The 19,437-nt window shown below is 61.8% G+C and carries 15 protein-coding genes; 8 read left to right on the top strand and 7 right to left on the bottom strand.

The window, feature by feature from the left end:
- The first annotated feature begins 173 nt into the window (after positions 1–173).
- Entirely contained in the window at positions 174–1,763 is a 1,590-nt protein-coding gene (locus tag BCY88_RS00105) for an ABC transporter substrate-binding protein (protein ID WP_120342249.1), read from the top strand.
- 79 nt (positions 1,764–1,842) lie between these two features.
- Here BCY88_RS00105 and BCY88_RS00100 read toward each other — a convergent pair whose 3' ends face one another.
- From BCY88_RS00100 to gtdA, 4 genes are all read right to left on the bottom strand, one after another.
- The gene (locus BCY88_RS00100) at positions 1,843–2,331 is read right to left on the bottom strand and encodes a MarR family winged helix-turn-helix transcriptional regulator (RefSeq protein ID WP_120342248.1); all 489 of its coding nucleotides are present in this window, start codon (positions 2,329–2,331) and stop codon (positions 1,843–1,845) included.
- A 121-nt stretch (positions 2,332–2,452) separates the two neighbouring features.
- Positions 2,453–3,097, bottom strand: coding sequence for a maleylacetoacetate isomerase (gene maiA / locus BCY88_RS00095; RefSeq protein WP_120342247.1), 645 nt, complete (start codon positions 3,095–3,097; stop codon positions 2,453–2,455).
- 68 nt (positions 3,098–3,165) lie between these two features.
- Entirely contained in the window at positions 3,166–3,864 is a 699-nt protein-coding gene (locus BCY88_RS00090) for a fumarylacetoacetate hydrolase family protein (RefSeq protein ID WP_120342246.1), read from the bottom strand.
- Between the two features lie 50 nt (positions 3,865–3,914).
- Positions 3,915–4,967 (bottom strand): gentisate 1,2-dioxygenase, encoded by a 1,053-nt coding sequence (gene gtdA, locus BCY88_RS00085; RefSeq protein WP_120342245.1) that lies wholly within the window; start codon positions 4,965–4,967, stop codon positions 3,915–3,917.
- Between the two features lie 310 nt (positions 4,968–5,277).
- Between gtdA and BCY88_RS00080 the strand changes: the two genes are divergently transcribed.
- On the top strand, positions 5,278–6,534 hold the full coding sequence (locus BCY88_RS00080) for a flavin-dependent oxidoreductase (protein ID WP_120342244.1): 1,257 nt from the start codon (positions 5,278–5,280) through the stop codon (positions 6,532–6,534).
- 165 nt (positions 6,535–6,699) lie between these two features.
- Complete coding sequence (locus tag BCY88_RS00075; RefSeq protein WP_120342243.1) at positions 6,700–7,806, top strand: iron-containing redox enzyme family protein; 1,107 nt, start codon at positions 6,700–6,702, stop codon at positions 7,804–7,806.
- A 106-nt stretch (positions 7,807–7,912) separates the two neighbouring features.
- Here BCY88_RS00075 and BCY88_RS00070 read toward each other — a convergent pair whose 3' ends face one another.
- Entirely contained in the window at positions 7,913–9,604 is a 1,692-nt protein-coding gene (locus tag BCY88_RS00070; protein WP_120342242.1) for a phospholipase D-like domain-containing protein, read from the bottom strand.
- A gap of 452 nt (positions 9,605–10,056) precedes the next feature.
- Here BCY88_RS00070 and BCY88_RS00060 point away from each other — a divergent pair, with 452 nt between their 5' ends.
- Positions 10,057–10,359: a type II toxin-antitoxin system Phd/YefM family antitoxin gene (locus tag BCY88_RS00060; protein ID WP_183081223.1), complete on the top strand. Its 303-nt coding sequence runs from the start codon at positions 10,057–10,059 to the stop codon at positions 10,357–10,359.
- A gap of 44 nt (positions 10,360–10,403) precedes the next feature.
- On the top strand, positions 10,404–11,015 hold the full coding sequence (locus tag BCY88_RS00055) for a TetR/AcrR family transcriptional regulator (RefSeq protein ID WP_120342239.1): 612 nt from the start codon (positions 10,404–10,406) through the stop codon (positions 11,013–11,015).
- Here the strand turns inward: BCY88_RS00055 and BCY88_RS00050 are convergent.
- Positions 10,990–11,667 (bottom strand): PulJ/GspJ family protein, encoded by a 678-nt coding sequence (locus tag BCY88_RS00050; protein ID WP_120342238.1) that lies wholly within the window; start codon positions 11,665–11,667, stop codon positions 10,990–10,992. The two genes, BCY88_RS00055 and BCY88_RS00050, sit on opposite strands and share 26 nt — an antisense overlap.
- Positions 11,667–12,074, bottom strand: coding sequence for a type II secretion system minor pseudopilin GspI (gspI, locus tag BCY88_RS00045; RefSeq protein WP_120342237.1), 408 nt, complete (start codon positions 12,072–12,074; stop codon positions 11,667–11,669). The genes BCY88_RS00050 and gspI overlap by 1 nt, the downstream gene beginning before the upstream one ends.
- A gap of 399 nt (positions 12,075–12,473) precedes the next feature.
- Here gspI and BCY88_RS00040 point away from each other — a divergent pair, with 399 nt between their 5' ends.
- The 3 genes from BCY88_RS00040 to BCY88_RS00030 are packed head-to-tail and all read left to right on the top strand — an operon-like array spanning position 12,474 to position 19,210.
- Positions 12,474–14,759 (top strand): tetratricopeptide repeat protein, encoded by a 2,286-nt coding sequence (locus BCY88_RS00040; RefSeq protein WP_259461168.1) that lies wholly within the window; start codon positions 12,474–12,476, stop codon positions 14,757–14,759.
- The gene (locus tag BCY88_RS00035; RefSeq protein ID WP_120342236.1) at positions 14,749–16,974 is read left to right on the top strand and encodes a tetratricopeptide repeat protein; all 2,226 of its coding nucleotides are present in this window, start codon (positions 14,749–14,751) and stop codon (positions 16,972–16,974) included. Before BCY88_RS00040 ends, BCY88_RS00035 begins: the two co-directional genes overlap by 11 nt.
- Before the next feature lie 4 nt (positions 16,975–16,978).
- A complete protein-coding gene (locus BCY88_RS00030) occupies positions 16,979–19,210 on the top strand; it encodes a tetratricopeptide repeat protein (protein WP_120342235.1) in 2,232 nt (743 codons plus the stop codon).
- Positions 19,211–19,437: the final 227 nt, after the last annotated feature.

Below are 19,437 nucleotides of genomic sequence, written 5' to 3'. Positions count from 1 at the left end.
ATTTGGCGCGGCGAAGATGCTCGTAAACACGAAGTGACGCAGTCGCGCAGTTGCCGTTAATGCGCGGATGTTTCAGTTCGGTGCGCTGTTTTCAGAGGGGAGCCGTCAAGTCATTGAGGGCTCCCTCAATAAAGCGGGTACCCTTGCGGGTTCTGCACATATAGGAGACGGAGATGGGAACAACATTGCGGGGCTTGGGCCGGCTGGCGGTAATGGCTGGTGCGTTGGCCGCGAGCGTATTTGTGCAGCAGAATGCAGGTGCAGCGGAATTCAAGTATGGGGTGAGCGCGGACGTCACGTCGCTCGACCCGCAGTTCGCCAACTTGCCGGGCAACCGCAACGTTGCGCGTAATGTGTTCGAGCCGCTGATCGACATGTCGCCAGACGGCCGCCTGCAACCCGGGCTTGCCGAGTCGTGGAAACCGCTTGACGACAAGACGTGGGAAATCAAGCTGCGCAAGAACGTCAAGTTCCAGGACGGCTCGCCTTTCACGGCGGATGACGTGGTCTACTCGCTCGCGCGCCCCGATACGCTGACCAATTCGCCGGCTACCTTCGGCGTCTTCACGAAAGACATCACCAAGGTGCAGGTGGTCGATCCGTACACGGTCAAGCTGACTACAGCGCGACCGCTGGCCGTGTTGCCCAACTATCTGTCGATGATCTTCATGCTGTCGAAGAAAGACACGCAGGGGCTCAAGAGCGACGACTTCGAAACCGGCAAGGGTCTGGTCGGCACCGGGCCGTACAAGTTTTCCCGCTTTTTGCGCGGTGATCGCGTCGAACTCGTCCGCAACGACGCGTACTGGGGCGACAAGCCGGCCTATGACAAGGTGACGGTGCGTATCCTGCCGAATGCGGCGGCGCGCGTGGCAGCCATGCTGTCGGGCGACGTCGATGCGGTGATCGACGTGCCGAGCGCGGACGTTGCGCGGATCAAGGCGGACAAGAAGCTTGCCGTCTACACGAAACCCAGCACGTTGATGGTTTTCTGGGTGATGAATCAGCTAAACGACAACGCGCCGTACGTCACGGATAACAACGGCAAGCCCTTGGGCAAGAATCCGTTCAAGGATGTGCGCGTGCGCCGTGCGTTCTCGCTCGCGATCAATCGCCAGGTGCTGGTCGATCGTGTTCTGCAAGGCCTGGGCGTGGCGACGCAGAACAGTGTGCCGAGCACGATGTTCGGCTACAACCCGGCGTTGCCGCCCGATCCGTACAAGCCGGACGAAGCGAAGAAACTGCTGGCCGAAGCAGGCTACCCCGAGTGCTTCTCGCTCACGCTGTTTGCGCCGAACGACCGCTACGTCAACGATTCGCAACTGGCCCAGGGTGTCGCGCAAATGCTGACGCGCATTGGCTGCAAGACCAAGGTCGAGACGCAACCGATGGGCACGTTCATCTCGCGCGTGAATCAGCTGCAACTGGGCTTTTTCATGATCGGCTGGGGCGCGGATGCGGGCGACATGGGCGTGCAGCTCGAATCGCTGTTCTCGAATCCGACCAACAATCCGTTCCGCAAGATCAACATCCAGACGTACGATTCGCCGAACTTCTGGAAGCCGCTGAATGCGGGGCTGGCAACGGTCGACGATGCGAAGCGTGAAGCGCTTTACCAGGAAACGTCGAAGGTGTTGCACGACGAAGTGGGGATCATCCCCACTCATCTGCAGGTTTCGACGTTCGCCGCACGCAACGGGATTCATATCGTGCCGCGTGTCGATTCGCAGATGTACGGGTTTGACGCCGCACCGGCGAAGTAATCCGTGGGCGCCGCCGTGTTTCTCCAACGAGCGGCGTGAGTAATAGACGGGTCGGCGGGTAAGAACTCGCCGATCCGTTTTACCCCAGCGTTACGCGCGTGTTGTCGTTAAAGTGCGAAACGAACTTGTCGAGCAACGCAAGAAACTGCGTGCGCTCGGCAGGCTCGAACGGTGCGAGCAACGCATCGACCGATTTCTGGGCGTAGCGCTCGCATTGGCGAAAGCACTGCCGGCCCGCTTCGGTCAGCGAGATTTCCACTTTGCGCTGATCGGTTTCGCTTTTTGTTTTTTCGAGCAGGCCGCGCTCGCTCAGGATCTTGACGACGAGCGCCGTGGTTGAGCGGTCGAGGCCGATCAGGCGGGCAATGCCAATCTGTTCGAGCGGGCCGCTGTGGAACAGGATATAGAGCACGCCGTACTGGCTGGGCGTCATGTCGAGCGCCGCGCAGGCTTCGATGAACAGGTCGGTCGAGATCTGATGGGCACGCCGGATCATGAAACCCGGGCGGGCGTACAGACGGTCGAGCGGAGTCTGGCGCGGATCGCGCGCCACGGAGTTTTTTGCCATGGACTCGTATCTGGAAGTGGGCCGCCCGTGCTCGGGCGGCAAACGTGACTGGCCGATATTATCGCGCAGTGTGAGCGGTGGGTAGCAACGCACGGCGGATGACGGGCGTCATCCGCGCAGCTTACTGTGCGTCTGGCTGTTGCGCCGGGGCAGCCGCGGCGAACGCAGGCAACTGCAGGCAGCGCTGCGTGATGCGATCGAGCACCGGATAGGCACCCAGATCGACGTTAAAACGTTGCGCGTTGAAAACCTGGGGCACGAGCGTGAGATCGGCTAGCGTGGGCTGGTCGCCGTAACAGAACTCACCCGTCGTGTGACTCTGGGCCAACCGTGTTTCCAGCGCGGAAAAACCGGTGTGAACCCAGTGGTGATACCAGGCGTCCCGCGCTTCCTGTGTCAAACCAGCCTTGTTGCCAAGGTAATTGAGCACACGCAGATTGTTGAGCGGATGGATGTCGCACGCAATGTCGAGCGCCAGCGCACGCACGGTGGCGCGGCCGAGAGGGTCACCAGGCAATAGCGGCGGCGTGGGATGCAGTTCGTCCAGATACTCGATGATCGCGAGCGACTGATGAAGCGATACCTCACCATCTGTGAGCACGGGGACGAGCGCCTCCGGGCTGAGCGAGCGATAGGCGGGCGCGAACTGCTCGCCGCCGTCGCGCGACAGATGCACCGGCAGGTAGTCGAACGGCAGGCCTTTCAGGCCCAGCGCAATCCGTACCCGATACGAAGCGGAGCTGCGGAAGAAATTGTGAAGCTGCACGGAATATCCTCGATGAACGGAGCATAACGGGCATAAGCCGTATTACGCTCCGTTGTGACTTGAGTCGTTCAGACTACTTTGACCTTGAGTTCGCCGAGACCGTCGATGCCGCCGTGCATCGTGTCGCCCTTGAGCACCGCGCCGACACCTTCGGGTGTGCCGGTATAGATCAGATCGCCCGGCACCAGTTCGAAGAAGCGCGACAGGTACGCGATCGTTTCCGCGACCGACCAGATCAGTTGCGAGACGTCCGCGCGTTGCTTCGACGTGCCATTGACATTCAGCCAGATCGCGCCGTCTTTCAGGTGTCCGGTCTGTTCGGCACGATGCAACGGGCCGATCGGCGCGGAGTGATCGAACGCCTTGCCGATGTCCCATGGGCGGCCCATCTTGCGCATTTCCATCTGCAGATCGCGGCGCGTCATATCGAGCCCGAGCGCGTAGCCGAACACATGATCGAGCGCGCTGCTGACGGCGATGTTTTTGCCGCCCTTACCGATTGCGGCCACCAGTTCCATTTCGTAGTGGCAGTTGTCCGTTTCGGACGGGTACGGAAACTCGCCCGTGGTACCCGGTGCGACATAGACGATGGCGTCGGTCGGCTTGCAGAAGAAAAACGGCGGCTCACGGTCGGGATCGAAGCCCATCTCGCGCGCATGGGCCGCGTAGTTGCGCCCGACGCAGTAAATGCGACGCACGGGAAACGCGTCGTCCGAACCGGCAACCGGGACCGTTACCGCGGGCGCGGACTCAAAGACCAGACTCATTGAATATTCTCCATGGGTGATTGTGTTTTGTACGTTCGCCTGAGCCGCGCTCACGCGTCCAGTTTTTCTTCGCGCAGGATGTTGAGCGCGGTTTGCACCGGCCGGTCGGAAAAGCTGAACAGCACCGCGTCGTCGTTCGCATGCAGCGTGAACGTTTTCCACGACGGCACGACGAAGTGATCCTTCGGGCCGAACTCGAAGCGTTGGCCGTCGATGAGCGCGTGTCCGGTTCCCTCGACGACCGAATACACGGCGCCGTCGGTGCTGCGGAACGGCTTGCCTGAGAAACCGGCCGGCAGATACTGCATGAAGGTGGCAAGCGTCGGCATCGGCCAGCCGCCGGTTGCCGGGTTGACATAGCGCAGCTTGACGCCATGCCAGGCGTCGATTTCACCGTCGCGATAGAGCCGGTCGAGCACTTCGCGCGTGCGCTCGTATGGGTAGCTGAAAATAGGCGAGGTGGGCGATGAAGGCTGATAGTCGACCGGCAACAGGTTGTGTCCGTAGCGCGCGAGTGCATTGCCTTCCGGGCGCGTCACACGTTGCGACATCGCCGCGCTTTTCTCCTCGAAACCCGCGTCGAAGAAGCGGATCATCGGAATATCCAGCCCGTCGAGCCAAACCACCGGTTCGCTGTGACCGTCAATGCCGTCGTTGCCGTGATCGTGCCAGGTCCAGCTTGGGGTAATGATGAAATCGCCCGGCATCATGGTGGTGCGTTCTCCGTCGACCGCTGTATAGGCACCACGGCCATGGACGATAAAGCGCAACGCCGATTGCACGTGGCGGTGAGCCGGCGCGACCTCGCCCGGCAGAATCAGCTGCAGCCCGGCATAGAGCGATTGCGTTACGCTGGCGTAGCCGGGCAGGGCGGGGTTTTCCAGCACGAGTACGCGGCGCACGGCTTCTTCCGCCGTGATCAATGTGCCGGCCTGTTCGATATAGGGCAGGACGTCGCGCCATTTCCACAGCGCGGGCACGCAGGGCCCATTGGGCTGATGCGGCACCAGCGTGCTGAGTGACTCCCATAGGGGTGTCATATTGAGTTCGCGGATCTGCTCGTAAAAAGCTTTTCTGTCCGACGTGGGAAGGCCGGTATTCATTGCATGTCTCCTGTCCTTTTCTGGAACCGCCGCGTCTCGCCGAACGATGTGTGTCTATCCGGCGATGCGTGAGCTTGTCTGATGCGTTCTGGCAAATAATCGGCAGACGTATGTCAAAAGATATTGAATCTTGATCAGCGTGTCAAATGAATTCGGTTGTCCGGATGAACTGCTTGACGAAGCAGAAACGGCTCACTATATTTCGGCAAACGGTTTAGGCAGACGTCTGCGCAAATGATGAATAAACGGGCAGCGCGGGAGACGGATTCAACGGCGCGCCACGTCGCGCTCAACACGAAAGAGGAGACAGATGAAAAAGGACAGTGAAGTTGTCATCGTGGGTGCTGGGATTGGCGGATTGACGCTGGCGCTGACCTTGCACAAGGCAGGCATCGCGAGCCGCATTTTCGAGGCCGCGCCTGAAATCAGACCGCTCGGGGTCGGCATCAACCTATTGCCGCATGCCACGCGCGAACTGGCGGAGCTCGATCTGCTCGCCGAATTGGCTGCAGTGGGGGTGACGACGCAGGAATCGGTGTTTTTCAATCGCCACGGCCAGTTGATCTACCGCGAACCGGCTGGGCGTTTCGCCGGTTACGAGCATCCGCAATTCTCGATTCATCGCGGCGACCTGCAGAGCGTATTGCTCAAGGCGGTGCTTGAGCGCCTGGGACCGGACAGTGTCGTGACAGACCGCCGCTGTATCGGCGCGACCCAGGACGAAACCGGCGCGAGCGCGCGTTTTACCGATAGCGCCGGCCACGAGCATCTCGCCAGCGGCGCGGCGATCGTGGCGTGCGACGGGATTCACTCGGCGATTCGCAAGCAGTTCTATCCGGACGAAGGCGCGCCGCGCTATTCCGGTTTCAACATGTGGCGCGGCACGATCGTCGCGCCGCCGTTCCTGAGCGGTGGCAGCATGGTGCGCGCCGGCTGGCTGACGCACGGCAAGATGGTCATTTATCCGATCCGCGATAACGTGGATGGCGCGGGCAATCAATTGGTGAACTGGGTTGCCGAGATCGAGGCGCCGCAACCCGCGCGTCGCGACTGGAACGGCAAAGGGCGTCTCGCCGATTTCTTCCCGGCCTTCGCGGATTGGCATTTCGACTGGCTCGACGTGGCCGCGATGATCGAAGCTACGGAAACGATCCTGGAGTATCCGATGGTCGATCAGGATCCGCTGCCGCGCTGGACCTTCGGCCGCATCACGTTGTTGGGCGACGCGGCGCATCCCATGGTTCCGCGTGGTTCGAACGGCGCGGGGCAGGCGATTCTGGACGCCCGCTTTCTGGCGGACCGTTGCGCGGAACTGGGCGTCTGCGAGGAGGCACTGCTTGCCTACGATCAGGCGCGCGTCAAGGCAACAGGCGACGTCGTGCTGATGAACCGCAAGGCGCCACCTGACCGGATTTTGCAGGTGGTCCACGAGCGCACGCAGGGACAGCGCTTCGAGCGGATCGAAGACGTGGTCAGCACGGAGGAGCTGAGTCAGATCGCGAACCAGTACAAGAGCGTCGCCGGTTTTCATCTCGACGATCTGAAGACCCGGCAACGGGTAGGGTGATGAAATCGGATTGTAAGTACATTTAGACATGCGAGCGCAACGCGGCGCCGAGACAATCCGTAAGCACTGACGCTTACCGCACGCTAATGTCGGCCTGACATCGCGTCAGGCCGTCCATCGCGTGCGCGTGGATGCATAAATAACATGTCTCGCTGGAGTGCCCCCATGTTTAGCGTCCACGCCGAATCGGAACACGCGATCCGTTTGCCTTTTCGTGAACCTTCATCGTTATCCACCCCGATCCGTCTGGCTGAATCAGAAGATCTCGCCTCAGCCATTCGCAGCATGATTGAGGAGGCCGACCTGGAGCTGTACTTCGACGACCAACCCGAGGAATTCGCGGCGCTGCGTCATCGAGTCGACGAGGTGCTCGAGGCCGCATTCGAGCGCGGCGAGGACGATGCGCTGGCGGACGTGCACGCCACGCTCTTCGCGCTGTACGAACTCCACGTTGCGCCGGCCGCAAGCGAGCGCTGTGCAAACCAGTTCAATCCCTATCTGATCCGTTTGCGCGGCGCGATCGAACGGCGCTGGCTCGCGTCCGATGCGCTAGGCACGACGCGGCTCGACCCCAGTGTGCGTACCGCACGCGATCTGACCGAGGCCATCTGCTCGGTGTCCGCGCAGCATCGCGCGTCAAAGCATCCGCTATTCGATTTCCTTGAGAAAGACGCCACGCGCGTGCAACTGTCGGCGTTTTTCCGCAGCGATAGCGCGCTCAATATCCGCTTCTTCGATCTTATCGTGCTCGCGCTGCTGGGCTCGGACCCTGCCGTGCGCGGTGAGTTGTCACAGAACTTCTGGGACGAAGCGGGCAAGGGCGATCCGCAACGCAGCCACGTCTCCCTGTTTCGTCACCTGTTGCACACGGTGGACATTCCGCATGCCGACGACGATCACGCGTCCTTGCTCGGCTGGCAAGGACTGGCCGGCTACAACCTGTTCATGATGACGGGTCTGAACCGCAGCCAGGGTCTGAAGTCGCTGGGCGTGATGGCCGTGACCGAGCTGCTCGACCCGACGCAATACGAAAAGCTCACGCGCGGATGTCGGCGTCTCGGCCTGGGCGAGAAGGGCGAGCTGGACTACTACGACGAACACGTTTCCATCGACGTGGTGCATGCCGAAGGCTGGCTGTCGAACGTCATCGTGCCGCTCGCCACCAAGTACCCTTCGCAAATGAACGACATCTATGCGGGCGCGCAGTGGCGTCTGAATACCTGTGCGGCGTACTATGACGCGCTCCATGAGCGACTGCTCGCGATCGGTTGAATCGCGCGTGTTGTACGGCACAACGTGGCACGCGGGTTGCCACGTTGTGCCGTATCTGTTCTGCAGAGCTGATTTCCAGTACCGGCCTGGCGCTCTGCCAGTCTCCTCAGTTCCCCGCCACCGGTGAAGCCAGATAATTCCAGTCGTGCAGGAAAATCTGCTCGAAATAAGCGGCGGCTTCGGAACTGTGAATGATCAGGCCCGCATCGCGATTGCGCAGCGTGCCGTCCGCCGACCAGTTCTGGCTGCTGACCAGAACCACGTTTCCATCGACGACGATGCCTTTATTGTGAACGTTCGCCTGCCGGCGCAGGACGGACGACGGCACGCCCGCCGCGATCAATTTCTCGACCCATGCGTCATTCTGAAACTGGCTGGTGATCAGGCGCACGTCCAGATCGCGTTCGACAAGTGCCTTTAGCGCGGCAATCAGCGCGTCATGTTCCGCATCGTCAGGGCGTCCGCTCGGATGGATATATTGCGTCTGCATGTAAAAGTGCTGCTGCGTCGACTCGATCAGCGCGAGAACATTGGGTTGATAGTTATCGGGTGTGAGCAGCGGTTGTATCGTCACGTTCTCGGTCAATGTCTTCGGCGCGAAGAACTGATGTGGAGCCCTGCCGGTCGCGAACGCTTCGATCGGCACTTCGAGCCCCGCGGCTCCAGCACCCTGAATAGCCATGTGCTGCTCCCTGGCCTGCGTGATCGCGTCGTGAGAGACCGTATAGTCGTGCTGCAGGAACGCGCGGAACGTGTCGGCCAACGCCTTGTTCGTGACAATCACATGCCAGTCGCGATCGGACGTCTCGGCGAGCTTGCGCGCGGCTGCCACGTCTGACAGATCGATCTCCGGCTGATTGCTGTTGTTCCAGTTGCCCGAGGAGAGCCAGAAGGTATCGTCTTCGCGCACGGCGACCTTGATGTGGTACGCGTTCGGATAGATCCAGACGGGCGCCTTCGGGTCGGCATTGGTAAGGGCCCAGGTGCCGGCGAAGCGCTCGCCGAGCCGGGTCGAGAGATCGGTCTGGGTCTGCTCGTCGGTCTGATCGGCGGTGGGATTCTTCGCGGGATGATCGAGCGTCAGCGTCAGCTTTTTGCCATCGGCAAGCGCGTCCTCGAGCGCGGTGAGAATGTGCGCGGAGGTGAAGTCGTACATGCCCACCACCAGCTCTTCGCGAACACCGGCGATGAAATTCGATAGCTCAGCCCATCCGGCATCAGGGCTCGCATGCAGCACCAGCGTGACCTGGCCGGTCACCGGATCGAGATTCGCGCCGGGTGCGGGCGTGTACGGAATCTCTTCCTTGTGCGCCCGGGCAGCGGCGAATGCGAGGAGCGGTGCCGGAGCACTGGCGAGTGGGGCGCCTTCTTTGTCGAAGAATACCTGGTCCGCGAAATAGGGCTGGCGCAATTCGTGACGCGCATCGGCCAGTGCGCAATATCGTGAAGGGTCCAGCGCCTGCATCGATTCCATCGCGTCCGCGGCGCGTACGTCGACGGGGATGCCGTCTATCTGTTCCGGCAGCGCGGCTTGCAACGCAGCCAATCTGTCAGCCATGACGGTCACGACGATGGCACGCGTGGCAGCACCGCCAGATACCGGCCATTGCAAACCGCTGCGCACGGAGAGCACGCCCGCGTGCCGGAACGAATCGGCATGCGCGCCGAGCACTGCCTGAATGTCGATCGGCGTGGACTCAGGGGGCGTTTGAGCGGCTGAAGCCGGCGGGATATCGCTATCGCTGGTGTAAGGTTCGGTGGCGGATTGCGGCACGATTCCAGCACAAGCGGTCAGCATGACATATCTCCCTGGCGAGGACGGATTGGCTCATACACAGCGTGACGTGGTGATGTGGCGCAGCCATGACAACAGCTTGTTCGCCGAGACAGGCTGCCGTTTTCATGGCACCTGGATGAAAAATTGTTCGTACAACCGACGGGTGAAGAACATGCTGAAAGCATACTTGAGCACCCTTTTCCCACTATGTGTTTTAGCTGGCGAGATTTGAAAAACTGAAGGCAGATAGAAAGCAAACTGCAAAAAATATTTCAACGAAAATCTCAAACTTCCCTGTCGCTTAAACAGACCCATCTGTATAGAATGCCTCGGCGTTGTTTCAATTCGTTACCGGACCTTACCGGGTAACGGGCGAAAAAAAACCACACAAATCAGAACATAGAGAGCAGCAAGCACCACGGCAGACGACGCAATCCGTCGGCTGCTGCCGGACTATTGCTATGAGGGCTGAAATGGAAAACCTGGCGACACTTGGTGCACTGTCCATCACCACACGTGATCTAAGCAAGAATCCGTCGAAGGCCCTGCGCGATGCATGCGCGCGGCCTTTGATCGTGATGCGGCATCAAAGGCCTGTTGCGTGTCTCGTGTCCATCGAGCAATGGGCAGAGCTGATTGGCAAGCTGAAAGACATCGAAATGAATACCAGCATCGCGCAGGTCGATCTGCAGATTCACTCGTGTGAAATGAGCCGTGCGGTACATTTACTGTCCGAATCCCATCTGGTCATGGCTGAGGCGATGAGCGCGAAGTGAATTCAGGAATCTCGCCCGATCTCATTGTCTCCACTCATCGAAGCATGTCACTGACGCAAAAGACGCCCTCGGGCAAGCGGCAACGGTTGATCGACACGGCGACCGAGTTGTTCGCGAAGGAGGGGTACCATGCCGTGGGCGTCGATCGGATCATCATGGAATCGGGCGTCGCGAAGATGACGCTCTATAACCACTTCGCGTCGAAGTCCGAGCTGGTACTGGCCGTTCTGAAGCAGCGTGAGGAAAGCGCGGCCGAATCCTTACGCGCGTACGTGAACCAGTATGAACAACCGCTGGAGCGAATCAGAGCGGTGTTTCTCTGGCACGAGGCGTGGTTCAGGGAGGCGACGTTCTGCGGCTGCATGTTCATTAACGCCGCCTCCGAATTCCCCGATCATGGCGATGCGATTCATCGTGCGTCCGCGGCGCAGAAGCAGCACGTCACGGCACTGCTGGGCGAACTGCTCGCGGATCTGTTCGAGCTGGAGGTCGCGGCGCGGCTCGCGGCGCAGTTGCTGATCCTGGTGGATGGCGCGACGGTAACGGCGCAGATTTCCGGGTGTCCGGATTCGGCGATGATGGCCTGGGACATCGCACGGCAACTGATCGCCGTGCAGCAAAGCACGGCGCTTACTGCGCAAGCGGCATCGTTCTGACAAACCCCACCGCCGGACTGCCCGTCGAGATCGAAAAGCGAATGCCGCGCGGCAGCGGCATGCCGATAGTGCTGATTGTCCCGACCGCGTACTGTCTGAGAAATCGTGCGTAAGCGTCGGTGATGATCTGCTGCTGATCGGTCCACGCGGGCGCCATCCACACGAAGACGTTCATCGAACGTACATCGTCGAGCGCGACCACGCCGGCGAAGCCGTCCATGTGCAGCGCCGCGTCCTTCACTTCGGTCAGCGTGGTGAGCGGGGTCGATGCGCTGCGGAGCAACTGGCGATTCTTGAGTTGATAGCGCACGATCTGCAACCGTGTCGGACCGTTGCCAATGCCGAGATGACGCACGATCACCAGTTCGTTCGGCAGAATGCGCAAGGGCGCACCGCCGATCTCCTGCGGCGCGGCCATGTTCAACGTATCGAATTGAAGCTGCGAGAAATAGCGCGCGAGATTGCGTGTGCGGGTGAGGTGCGAAACGACATCTTCGCGCGTGCGGATCGTGGCATCGAGACCGCGCCAGCATAAAACCGCTACCAGCGCGAGCAGTGCAATCGCGACCAGCATCTCGATGAGCGTGAAAGCAGACTGTCCAGCGCGGGAGCCTGGATTGCCGATACGACCGGTTCGCCTAGCGTGTTTCATTAGCGAGTTTCATTCTGGACCACGGTCGCCATGGCCGCCAGTTCGGCGTCCGTCGACGCGTTCGGATAGACCGCAACCGTCACTGCCCTGATCAATGGACTTTCCGATGCCGAAACGGTTTCGCGGCAGATAAACGCCTGCCCGCCTTGCGGGCACGCAAAAACACGGCGGCCCACGTCCGGCCATTGCCGCGTGATCAACAGTTCACTCAAGGCATTGTCCGCGCTCCACAGCGCGAGCATCCGCGTGCGTGCGGCTTCGGTGTTGCTGCTCAACGAACCGATTGCCCGCAGCGTGGCGCCCAGTGCGATAGCGACGATCGCGAGCGCGATCAGCACTTCGATTAGCGTAAAACCTGACGCATGCCTGCCGCTTCGTTTCACTCTCGCGTCGCGTAGTCGGGCCATAGGTCGGGTAGTTGGATCAATTCATGCAGCTGCAATGCGTCGTGCAAAAGAACAGACGTGTTTCGACGTATGTCCAGGCGTGTGCTTGTGTGATCGCAAAGGATTGGTCTCCCGGCGCCAGGACACCTTGAATGTAGCCGCGAGATGTGCAGGGTACGTGTCGGAATGTACTGAACAATGCGCGGCCCATCCGAATCGCGGCACCCAAGGTGTTCGTACCTTGCGTCATACGCCCGTTATGCGAGCTCGGCTAATCTCTGTCGACGAGCAACGGCCCTGCGAGTCGATCATGGCCGATCTTTCTGATCGCAATACGTCGCCGCTGCGTCAGGCCGTAACGGACTTCCCTGAGACGCATCGCCAACCCACCGCGAACCCACCGCAATAGCGAGGCAAACAATGCAGAACGGACAGCAAGGCGTGGCCACCCAGCCGGCGCCGGCAGGCGCGCGGATTGACGAAGGGACGGACGTTGGCTATGCCGAACCGCGCATGACGCTCGTGCAGGCGACGCATTTGCATGAGACCGGCCGCCTCGACGACGCGAAACGGGCCTATGAAGCATTGCTGGCCGACCAGCCGGACGACGCGGAAGCATTGCATCTGTATGGCGTGCTGCACGCCCAGCAGGGACAACTCGAACTCGCGCTGACGTTGCTGCGGCGCTCGACGCAGCTCATGCCGCAACCGTTGGCGCTTGCCAATCTCGGCTCTGTCCTCGCGAGCGGCGGCAAGGTGGACGAAGCGCTGGCATGTTTCGACGCGGCTCTTAAGCTCGATCCACGCAATCTGCACGCGCTGGTGCGCCGTGGCAATACGCTGATCGAAGCGGGGCGTTACGAACAAGCCGTGACCGCCTACGACCAGACTCTCGCCGTCGCACCGATGACGCTCGATGCGTTGTGCAATCGCGGCAGCGCATTGCGAGTGCTTGGCCGCTATCAGGAGGCGCTGGATACTTATGCGGCAGCGTTGACGGTCGATCCCCGTTCCTTCGAATCGCATACCAATCGCGGCAACGTGCTCAAGCTGCTGGGCCGGCATGCCGAAGCGCTGGCCGCGTATGACCGCGCTTTGGAGATTGCGCCTAATCACCCGGCCATTCTGAACATGCGCGGCATGCTGCTGATCGACATGGGACGCGCACGGGAGGCCTTGGCGAGTTTCAATGAAGCAGTCGCCGGACAGCCGGATCTAATCGATGCGCTCTACAACAGTGCCGTGGCGCTCGAACATCTGGGTCACGTTCAGGAAGTCGTGGCGCGATGCGATCGCGTGCTTGCGCTGCAATCGCAACACGCGAGGGCGCTGGCGACCCGCGCAAATGCGCGGCTTGCGTTGAAGGACTACAAGGCGGCGCTGGCCGACTACGACGCTGCGCTTCTACTCGATCCGCAATCCACTAGCGTGCTATGCAATCGCAGCACGGCGCTGCGCCATCTTGGCCGTTACGACGAAGCGCTCGCCGACCTCGACCGGGTTCTTGCCGCCGATCCATCATTCGCTGCGGCATGGGGCAATCGCAGCAACGTGCTGCAGGATCTGCATCGGTTCGACGAGGCATTGGCGGCCAACGAACGCATGCTGGAGATCGACCCGCGTTCGACGATTGCATGGCTGAACCGCGGCAACGTGCTGCTGAACGTAGCCAGGCCCGAGGAAGCATTGGAAGCCTACGAGCGGGCGCTTGCAATCGAGCCGGATCACTTCGACGTACATGGCGCGCGCGCCTTTGTCTATCTGCGCCAAGGCGACTTCGAGCGCGGCTGGCCCGAGTATGAATGGCGCTGGCGCGATCCGGCTTCGAAGGACGCACGTCATGATCTGAGCGCGCCGCGCTGGTCGGGCGCCGAGGACCTGAGCGGCAAGACCATCCTGCTGCACGCGGAGCAAGGTTTCGGCGACACGTTGCAGTTCTCCCGCTTCGTCGAGCCGATCGTGGCACGCGGTGCGAAGGTCTTGCTTGAAGTGCAACCGGCATTGCGCTTGCTGATGCCGTCATTGCGCGGCCCCTCGCAGATCTTTTCGAAAGGCGAGCCTTTGCCGCCCTACGATTTCCATTGCCCGCTGCTCAGCGTGCCGTTGGCGCTCGGCACCGATCTGACCACGCTGCCGGCGCACACGCCTTATCTTGCCGCCGATCCCCAGATGGTGGAGAAGTGGCGGCACCTGCTGGGCGACGATCTGCGCTTACGCGTAGGTGTCGTGTGGTCCGGCAATCCCCAGCATCTGAACGACCGGAATCGTTCGATCCGGCTGGCGAGTCTCGCGCCGCTCGTGAAGGCGGTGCCGGACGTCGACTGGATCAGCCTGCAAAAAATCGTGCGAGATGACGACAAGGCCGAACTCGCCGCGCTGCCGTTGCGCAACCTGGCCAACGAGATCCGCGACTTCTCCGATACGGCCGCGCTGGTAAGCGGCCTCGATCTCGTCATTGCGGTCGATACCGGTGTCGCGCATCTGGCGGGCGCATTAGGGCGGCCGCTCTGGCTGCTGCTGCCGGAGCCTTCCGACTGGCGCTGGATGAGCGGCAGACCCGACAGCCCGTGGTACCCGACGGCGCGCCTGTTCCGCCAAACCACAGTGGGTGACTGGGCCTCGGCGGTCGAATCCGTCACCCAGGCGCTGCTCGAAGAAACGTCCCGAGCGATCGACGACACCACGGGCCTGCGCCATGGCCGTTGACGTGGAAACGAATCTGCCGGACAGCGCGCAGCGTGCGGCCACACAGGACGTTTTCAGCGCCGCGCATGCCGCTCACGAACGCGGAAGTTTCGCGGAGGCGGAGAGCGGCTATCGCATTGTGATCGCCGATGCACCGGATCATGCGCCGGCGTGGCACGGTCTCGGTGTTCTGCAATTCCAGCAGAACAGGATCGAAGAAGCCGACGTGTCGTTCGAGCGCGCTATTGAACTTGCGCCCACCGCACTGGCGTTAGCCAATCGCGCTTCAGTGCTGACGAATCTCGGGCGCCGTGACGAGGCGTTGAACTGTCTGACCGAGGCCGTGACGCTCAACCCGGCTCATCTGCGAGCGCTCGCCCAGCGCGCAAGCCTGCTGGAAGAAATGGCCCGGCTTGAGGATGCGCTGTCGGCGTGGAACGATGTGCTGGAGGTTGCGCCGACGCTGGTCGATGCGCTCTGCCGACATGGGGCGCTCGCACTTTCCCTGGGACAACTGCCGGAGGCGTTGACATCGTTCGAGCGGGCGCGGGCAGTGCAGCCGGCGTCGCCGGAGGTGATGGGATATTGCGGCGACGTGCTCAGGCAAATGGGACGCAGCGACGCGGCGCTCGAGCAGTGCGAGCGCGCCCTGAGGATCTCGCCTGGCAACGCGCGTTTGCTGTTCCTGCGCGGCATGGTGCTGACGGATCTCGGCAGGTTGAACGAGGCGCTCGCGGGTCTCAACGAGTCGATCGCCTGGCAACCCGATTACATCGACGCGTTGTACAACAGCTCAGTCGTGCTGGAGCGGTTGAGACGTTACGACGAAGCGATAGTCCGCTGTGAGCGGGTGCTTGCGTGGCAACCGGGCCACGCGCTCGCGCTCGCCAATCGTGGCAATGCCCAGCAGAAGCTGTTGCAGTTCGACGCGGCACTGGCGAGCTATGACGCCGCGTTGCTGATCGAGCCGAACTCGGTAGAGACGCTATGCAACCGCACGCGCGTGCTGTGCCAGCTTCGGCGAATCGACGACGCATTGCAGAGCAGCGAACGCGCGCTTGCACTGGATTCGGAGTACGGCCCCGCATGGTCCAGTTACGCGATCGTGTTGCATCGGCTATTGCGTTATGAGGACTCGCTGGTCGCTCATGATCGGGCGGTGGCGCTTGCGCCTCGCGAGCGGATGGTGGTGTTTCAGCGTGGCAACACGCTACGGGTGATGAAGCGTCACCGCGAAGCATTGGAAGCGTTCGAACGCGTACTCGAAATCGATCCTGACGACGTCGATACGCATTTTTCGCGAGCCTTCGTGTATCTGATCACCGGTGATTTTGCGCGCGGCTGGCCGGAATATGAATGGCGCTGGCGCGAGCCGCAGGTCGGCTCGCAGAAACGCGACTTCGCGCATCCCACATGGGACGGCACGCAATCGCTTGCCGATCAGCGGATTCTGCTTCATGCCGAGCAGGGTTTCGGCGACACGCTGCAGTTTTGCCGTTATGCGCCGCTCGTGAAAGCATTGGGCGCGCATGTCGTTCTCGAAGTTCAGCCGGCATTGAAGTCGCTGCTTCGCGGGCTCGACGGTGTCGATGAACTGGTTGCGCAAGACGATGCGTTGCCGATTTTCGATCTGCATTGTCCGCTGCTCAGCTTGCCGCGCGCCTTTCAGACGGAGCTCGACACGATTCCAGCGAGTCCCTCGTATTTGCAGGCCGATCCGGTGCTCGTCGACAAGTGGCGCGCACGACTCGGCACCGCGCACCGTCCGCGGATCGGCATTGTGTGGGCTGGCAACCCGAAGCATCTGGACGACCACAACCGCTCGATCGCGCTGGAACAATTGCGGCCCCTGCTCACCGATGAGTACGAGTGGATCAGTCTGCAAAAACCGCTGCGTGACGATGACCGGGCGGTACTCGATTCGCTCGGCATTGGGTACTTCGGCGACGAGGTGCGCGACTTCTCCGATACCGCGGCGCTGATCGAACTCACGGATTTGGTGCTGAGCGTCGATACGTCGGTCGCCCATCTGGCTGGCGCGCTCGGTAAGCCCTGCTGGGTGTTGCTGCCGCACTGGCCCGACTGGCGCTGGCTGTTCGATCGCGACGACAGTCCGTGGTATCCGCACACGCGGCTTTTCCGGCAGTCCGAGCCGGGCGAGTGGGGCAGCGTGCTGTCGCGTGTGAGCGAAGCGCTGCGATCCGTGGCGGCGGGTAACGCATCATCGCGTGAGTGAAGCTATGGTATTCAAACATGCGGAACCGCTAACGTCACCGGCCGCGACGCCGGGACAACCGGTGATCGACCAGATGCTGCAGTTCGCACGGGGCCGGCACGAGCGTGGGCAACTGGAGGAAGCGCAGCGCGGGTATCGTGCCGTGCTGGCGATCGATCCCGCGAACGCGTACGCGTTGCATCTGCTGGGCGTCGCGCATTTGCACAATGGTGATGCAGAGGCGGCCGAACCGTTGATTGCGCGTTCGCTCAGTCTGGGGCTCGGTTACGGATGGGCGCTGGGCAATCACGGCGCGGTGCTGGTGCGGCTTGGCCGCAACGACGAAGCACTGGCGGTGCTCGATCGCGCGCTGCGGCTCGAACCACGGCTTGCACCGGCGCTGGTGGCGCTGGGCAATGTGCGACTGGCGCTTGAGCAGTACCGGGAAGCGTTGAGCGCGTATGACGCGGCGCTCGCCGTGTCGAGCGCGTTGCCGGAAGCGTGGAGCAATCGTGGCAATGTGCTGCGCGCGTTGAACCGGCCGGCCGATGCGTTGATCAGCTACGACCGCGCACTGGCCTTCACGCCGAATGAGTACGCCACGCATCTGAACAGCGCGCATGCGTGGCGCGACCTCGGACAATACGAACGCGCATTGCAGGCGTATCGCTCTGCACTCGTGATTCGCCCAGGGACGCCCGAAGTATTGCTCGCGTGCGGCGGGGTACTTCAGTTGCAGGGCCGGGAAGAAGATGCGCTCGCCTGCTACGACGAGATACTCGAAGCGAATCCACTTGACGTTGCCGCGCTCTATAACGGCTGTGTAGTGCTCGACAATCTGCATCGCTACGACGCCTTGCTCGCGCGCTGTGATCGCCTGCTGGCGCTGCAACCGGATCATGCGCTTGCGTGGCTTGGCCGCGGTAACGCGCTCGAAGGCCTGAAACGGCATGCCGATGCGCTGGTTGCCTTCGACGGCGCGCTTGCGCGCGCGCCCGGGCTAGATGCCGCGAGCAGCAACCGCGGCATCGCACTGCATCTGATGGCGCGTCATGCCGACGCGCTGGAAAGCTACGATCGGGCGCTTGCCGCCGCCGGGCCGAGCGCCGAACTTTGGTGGAGCCGGGGCAACGTCCTGCAGCAACTCGGACGCCATGACGATGCGCTCGACAGCTACGAACAGGCGCTCGTGCCATCTCCCGACACGGGGCATGCATGGTATAGGCGTGGCTCCGCGCTGCAGCAGTTGCAGCGTCACGCCGAGGCTATTACATGCTATCGGCGTGCACAGGAACTGGATCCCAAGCTGGTCGCGGCACAGGCGGCCGAAGCGTTCTGCCTGCTGCTGACCGGCGACTTCGCAGCGGGATGGCAACAGCACGAAAACCGCTGGCGCGATCCGGCGATTGCGCGGCATCGGCGTCATGAGCGGCAACCGTTCTGGAGCGGTGAGGCGTCCGTCGAGGGAAAGACAGTGCTGCTGCATGCCGAACAGGGTTATGGCGATACGCTGCAGTTTTGCCGCTACGCAAGGCTGGTTGCCGAACGGGGTGCTCGTGTCGTCCTCGAGGTGCCCGCTGCATTGAAGCCGCTGATGGAATCGCTGCACGGTGCGGGCGAAGTGGTTGCAAGCGGTGACCCGCTGCCGCCATTCGATCTGCAATGCCCGCTGCTAAGCGTGCCGTTCGCGCTCGGCACGCAACTCGAAACCATTCCCGCCGCTGACACGGCATACCTGCATGCGGACACGATCCGCAGCCGCATATGGGCCGGCAAGGTCGACGCCGCGGCTCGGCCCGGCACACTCAGAATCGGACTCGCGTGGTCGGGCAATCCGGCGCACAACAACGATCAGAACCGTTCGATTCCGCTGGAGATGCTCGCGCCGCTTTATACGCAACACGCAAGCTTCTTCAGCCTGCATCAGTTCGTGCGTGAGCGCGACGCGCAGGCGCTGGCCGACAGCCGCCTGATTCATTTCGGCACCGAACTGAAGGACTTTTCGGATACAGCCGCCCTGGTGAATGCACTCGATCTCGTGATCTCGGTCGATACGTCAGTCGTTCATCTGGCCGGCGCGCTGGGCAAACCGTTCTGGGTTTTACTGCCTGGCGTGCCCGATTGGCGCTGGTTGCTCGAACGCGAAGACAGCCCGTGGTATCCGCACGCGCGACTTTTTCGTCAACGCAAACCAGGCGATTGGGGGGAGGTCGTCGCGCGCGCAGCACGCGAGCTCGCCAATCTATGTGCGTCGTAATCGATGAAACCGGTCACTGATATGGGCTTGAACGCGCCGCGCCCGGATTAACGCAGAGTGACAGAAGGTACGTACCTTTAAGCCATTGTCAATTGTCCTGATCATCGTAAATATCGCTGCCACGCTGCATCCCTATCCTCCCGTGGATCAATGCGGCCGTGCGTGCCGCATACGGGGGGACCGTTTCGGGGACTGGCGCCGAGCCAGGCGCTGTGCGGACGGTCGTC

Origin of the sequence: Paraburkholderia fungorum (assembly GCF_003610895.1) — a bacterium.
GTDB classification, from domain to species: domain Bacteria; phylum Pseudomonadota; class Gammaproteobacteria; order Burkholderiales; family Burkholderiaceae; genus Paraburkholderia; species Paraburkholderia fungorum_B.
Note: the sequence above shows the minus strand (reverse complement) of the source record. Positions and strands in the feature narration are given on the sequence as shown.